The 4,751-nt window shown below is 62.0% G+C and carries 2 protein-coding genes and 4 pseudogenes; 2 read left to right on the plus strand and 4 right to left on the minus strand.

Annotated features, from left to right (window positions below):
• Positions 1-380: 380 nt before the first annotated feature.
• Positions 381-774: pseudogene (locus tag NKH19_RS32925) on the minus strand (IS21 family transposase); the annotation flags it as partial.
• A 337-nt stretch (positions 775-1,111) separates the two neighbouring features.
• On the opposite strand from NKH19_RS32925, the pseudogene NKH19_RS32930 reads away from it, so the two are divergent.
• Both NKH19_RS32930 and NKH19_RS32935 read left to right on the plus strand, forming a co-directional pair.
• Positions 1,112-1,760, plus strand: a pseudogene (locus NKH19_RS32930) (IS630 family transposase); the annotation flags it as partial.
• A gap of 271 nt (positions 1,761-2,031) precedes the next feature.
• A complete protein-coding gene (locus NKH19_RS32935; protein WP_352983860.1) occupies positions 2,032-3,039 on the plus strand; it encodes a D-alanine--D-alanine ligase family protein in 1,008 nt (335 codons plus the stop codon).
• 154 nt (positions 3,040-3,193) lie between these two features.
• Here NKH19_RS32935 and NKH19_RS32940 read toward each other — a convergent pair.
• From NKH19_RS32940 to NKH19_RS33740, 3 genes and pseudogenes are all read right to left on the minus strand, one after another.
• A pseudogene (locus NKH19_RS32940) lies at positions 3,194-3,433 on the minus strand (formyltransferase family protein); the annotation flags it as partial.
• A 373-nt stretch (positions 3,434-3,806) separates the two neighbouring features.
• Complete coding sequence (locus NKH19_RS32945) at positions 3,807-4,157, minus strand: transposase (RefSeq protein ID WP_502911103.1); 351 nt, start codon at positions 4,155-4,157, stop codon at positions 3,807-3,809.
• An 8-nt stretch (positions 4,158-4,165) separates the two neighbouring features.
• Positions 4,166-4,417, minus strand: a pseudogene (locus NKH19_RS33740) (IS110 family RNA-guided transposase); the annotation flags it as partial.
• Positions 4,418-4,751: the final 334 nt, after the last annotated feature.

The raw sequence follows: 4,751 nt of genomic DNA on the forward strand, positions 1-4,751 counted from the left end.
CGAGACGCTTCAGCGTTGTGAAAATGCGGATAGTCTAACTGTCTCATGTAACCTCGCCAATGCGAACTTCTGGCTGCTGCCCCGCGTGCGGGGGTCGCCCGAAAGGTGCAGTCGTTGCGTTGGCCGATCCTTCAGTGTCGCCACCTCAGCCGCCAAACCGACCCGAGCAGGTCCTATTACGTCGGCCGCCATGCCCTCGCGTCGCCATTTGCCGATCCCGTGCCGATCGTCCTTCCAGCGGAAACGCACAGCGCCATCCTTGATGTCGACGAGCCGGAGAAGAACTGCAGTTGGCGGGCAGCGAAGGCGGTATCTCCAGTGTGACGCTGGAAACGGTCCGGGCGCCTTCCGGCGCTATCTGGCACCCCTTCAAAAGGGGCGAGCGGCTGACCAGTGATTGTGACGCCAAAGGCGGCCCTGTCGGTGAAATCCGACAGCCCGAGACCGCCGGACTCGTGCACCTGGCGGAAGATGACCTCCTGTTCCTCGCCAACGGCGCGCCAGGCGCGGATGCGCCGCTCCAGCGTGCGGCAAACGCCCTCGCCCAACTCGGGATGAGGGCGCATCATCTCCTCGAAAGCGGCCACGGACCGAATGCCCGGCGCGGCCTCCAACAGCGGGACGACTTCAGCGTCGAAAATGTCGGCGAGTGGATCGGGACGCCGGGAGCCGCGCGGTTCCTTCTTCTGCGGGGGAGTCTTGGATCCGTCTCGGTCCGGCAGGCCGTTGCCACAAAGCCATCATCTGATGGTCGGATACGTGGTGGCCGGGCACAAATTGGTTCCTCCGAAGCGGAAAACCACCGGGCATACCCGGCCACCGCGGCCACCAGACAGACCCTGAAAAAGGGCCGCCGCCGCTGGGCGGAAACTCCGGTCGGGCTACGCCCTCCCTACATTCCCACCCAGCGGCGTTCTCATCTCGATTGATGCTGCACTCTCACTTTGATCGCCGCGCCGCAGACGCCGTCGCTCCGGCCAATAATGTCACATGGCTCATGCTGTGCTGCTAACTGCGTTCGTAAGGAACGCCAAACAATCGATTTGATTCGTCTGACCGACGCGAATCGCGAGGAGGCCCTGATGGCCTCACTGAAGCCGAACGCCGTGAACTGACCGGCTTGTTGAGCGGCGGCAAGCATTCGGCGGGGAAGCTCAAACGCGCCCAAATCCTGCTTGCTGCCGATGCCGGCCAGGGCGACGCCTCGATCGAGGCCGGTATCGGCGTCGGCGGCTCCACCGTCTACCGCACCAAGCGGCGCTTCGTCGAAGACGGGGCTGGAGGCGGCGCTGAGCGAGGAGCCGCGGCCGGGCGCCGAACATAAGCTCACCGGCAAGCAAGAAGCGCTGCTGATCGCCACCGCTTGTTCGGCGCCGCCCCGAGGCCGCGCCCACTCGACCCTGGAACTGCTTGCCGGCGAGATGGTCAGCCTCACCTAACACGGCAGCCTGTCGCGCGAGACGGTGCGACGGCGTCTGGCCGAGAACGACCTGAAGCCCTGGCAGAAGGAGATGTGGTGCATTCCAAAGGTCGACGCCGAGTACGTCCCGTGCATGGAGGACGTGCTCGACCTCTATGCCGAAGCTCCCGATCCCCAGCGACCGGTTGTCTGTTTCCACGAGAGCCCGACCCAGCTCATCGGCGAGGTCCGCCAGCCGAGCCCCGCAGTGCCGGGTCGAGCTGGGCGCTGCGACTACGAGTATCGTCGTAACGGAACCGCCAATCTCTTCATCTGCCTCGATGCCCATCGCCCCTGGCGACTGGCGTCATTCGATGTTCCATGTTCTCGTGTTCAGCCGTGTCCGATTGAAGACATCTATGTTCGAAACCCGATACACTGAGGCGCAAGTATTCCGCCGGCGCGGCTCCGAAACACATGGTTTTCCCCTCTTGCTCGCACAACCTCTTAGGTGGCACGCCGATTGCGTGGGACACGGTGAGAGCGCGCGGGGTCCAGACGAGCTGTTGTCTTCGGTCAACCAGATTGGAGCGAATGGACGTGACAGCGGGCAAACATCAAGGGAGCAGCTCATGCGGGTAGCCGTCGTGTGGAACTATGATCGTACGGGCGTGATCAACCGGTTCGGTCAGCCTTGGCCGGAGTTTGACGAGCGCGAGATGGTCGAAGGCGTGGTGGCGGCACTGCAAGAAAGCGGCCACGAGACGCTGCTGTGCGAAGGCGATAAAGGACTGCTCGCAACGCTCGAGCGGTTCATGCCACCCGATCCGCAAGCGCGCCCTTCTGGAATCGTCTTCAACCTGGCGTCCGGAATTCAGGGCGAGGGCCGTGTGACCCACGTTCCGGCCATGCTCGAGATGGCCGGCGTTCCGTACACCGGATCGAGCCCGCTCGGGCATGGGCTGGCGCTCGACAAGGCCATCACCAAGAGGCTCATCCGCGATCGCGGCGTGCCGACGCCGAACTTTCGCGTGATGCGTCGCGGCACCGAGGATACCGGCGACCTGCGATTCCCAGTAATGGTGAAGCCGTGTCGCGAATCCACCAGCTTAGGATTGCAGCTCGTACATGAGTCCGCTCAGTTGCGGCATGCCGTGGAAGCGATCGTCACGCAATATGCGCAGGATGCGCTTGTGGAAGAATACATCGAGGGGCGGGAAATCACCGTCGCGCTGCTTGGAGACGAAGAGCTCGAGGTTTTGCCTCTGGTGGAGCGGGACTTCGGCGACCTCGAAACGCGCTTTTTTAGTTCGGAAGCGAAGCACGGGGTGGTCGCGGCGCCGCCGAATATTTGCCCGGCGCAGATCGGGAGCAGGCTTGCAACGGCGCTGCGGGATATTTCGGTTGCGACCTTCCGAGCCTGCCAGTGCCGAGATTACGCCCGCGTCGACCTCCGGATCGACCACTCCGGCCAGCCCTTTGTCCTGGAGATCAACGCCAATCCGGGAATCGGTATACACGACTCTTATGTCTTGGCCGCGACGACCGCCGGATACAGCTTCTCAAGTATGGTTAATCGCATCCTCGATGTCGCCCACACGCGGTATTTCGGAATCGATATCCCCCAGGGCCGAACGTGATTTTGCGCCGTCGGGTAGCGGACCGTTGGGCTGTCACTCTGCCGCTCGCATGGATTCGGTGAGGCGATGATGGCGAGGTCAGCACAGGCGATGGGGTGGAACGTTTTCCTGCCCGCTCGAACATGGTGACGCGTTTTTGAATATTGGCGGCAGGCTACTTCCCAAACACCACCGTTCGGTTACCGCAGAGAAGGACGCGTCGCCCGACGTGGAGTTTGACCGCCCGGGCCAACACGCGGGATTCCGTCTCGCGGCCGATTGCGACTAGGTCCTCGGCGGTGTCGGCGTGGCTGATGCGGGCGACTTCCTGCTCGATGATTGGGCCCTCGTCGAGGTCTCTCGTAACGTAGTGGCTGGTAGCGCCGATCAGCTTCACTCCGCGCTGGTAGGCCTGCTAGACGTTATGACCGTGGTCTGAGCGGCGGCCCGCCCTTAGTCTTTGCAGCTGTAAAGCAACCGGGGGTTGCCTCTCTATTCGGCGTGTTGAAGTCAAGCGCTTTTCGAGCCTTCCGCTTCGCCGGCGTTGCGCATCTTTCGCGGGGTCTTGCTTCTCTCCGGGATCGGCGCTCTGGCCTGGCGCCGTGGGCCGGTATGGTGATCTGCGGATCAGGTCCAAATCTTGTTCCCGAGCTCTGAGCTCCAAGAGCTCTACTGGTTTGCCTGACCCCGATCTGTTCGATCATTGCCATTCGGGTCGTCGCCTTCTCACACCCATTCTCGGGTATCTGTCGGCGGCCAAGGCCTCTATTCGCTCAGGCAGAAAAGCTTTATCGATCTGCCCGGCCTTGGAGACGCGTCCATCCTCCGGAAGAATGCTGGCGCGGAACGAGGCCCGGCCAAGCTGCGAAATCCCGCCCGCATTTGAAGCTTTCCATCGCAGGCGCGAACGCCTCGACCGCCAATGCGGTCAACCAATGCCGGGCATTGTCTGGAGGCGGCGCGCCAAATCGGCTTCGGACGCAAGTTCCTTCGCCTTCTTCGTCCGAGCATCGATCTTGCGGGTCAGGTCGGCAATCTGCTCGACCAGGTCGAGGCATTTCTCCGCACCAGCTTCGGAAGGTCACTGTTCGGTGCTTCCGCAAGTTCCTGCCGAGAACCGCACGCAGCGCATTCACCATTTCGGTGCGCTGTCGAACGAGGCGTTCCCTTGCCCGGAACAATACGGCTCTGGCCTGCTGAGCCTCCGACTTGGGCTCGACGAAACGCATTTCTGGCCGTTGCGCAGCAATGACAATCGCTTCGGCATCCGCCGCATCGTTTCTTCTGCCTCTTCACGAAAGGTCGAAGATATTGGGGAGCGATCAGCTTAACTTCATGGCCAAGATTTGCCATCTCCCGGGCCCAAATAGTGCGCGCTGCCACAGGCTTCCATGATCACCATCGCCGGCGGCTGCTCGGCCATGAGTTCCGGAACTGGTGACGCGATAGCTTCCTGCGAAACCGCACTTGCCCCGTCATCGACGCTCGACGAATTTGGAAAACTGCCTTTGCCAGATCAACGCCGATCATTGTATCTTTCATCGCGGTTGCCGTCCTCTCTGCTGGTGGGGGTTCACCCACTATTTGGCATATTCGATGCCGTCTGAGGTGGGCGGCAACCACCCCATCTTGTTCTGATGAGGTTGTTGTTGTCTAATCGCCGCTGGGACGTCAAGCATGTAATTGCGTCGAGACGACGCTGCCGGGTGCATGGTTGTCTTCGCGGTCGACAT

Source organism: Mesorhizobium sp. M1338 (assembly GCF_040318045.1).
In the GTDB taxonomy this organism is placed as follows: Bacteria; Pseudomonadota; Alphaproteobacteria; order Rhizobiales; family Rhizobiaceae; genus Mesorhizobium.

What these genes read in the sequence shown, in the direction of transcription:
- NKH19_RS32945 (WP_502911103.1), bottom strand. Translation starts at nt 4,157, where the DNA reads ATGGTGAATGCGCTGCGTGCGGTTCTCGGCAGGAACTTGCGGAAGCAC.
- NKH19_RS32935 (WP_352983860.1), top strand. Translation starts at nt 2,032, where the DNA reads ATGCGGGTAGCCGTCGTGTGGAACTATGATCGTACGGGCGTGATCAAC.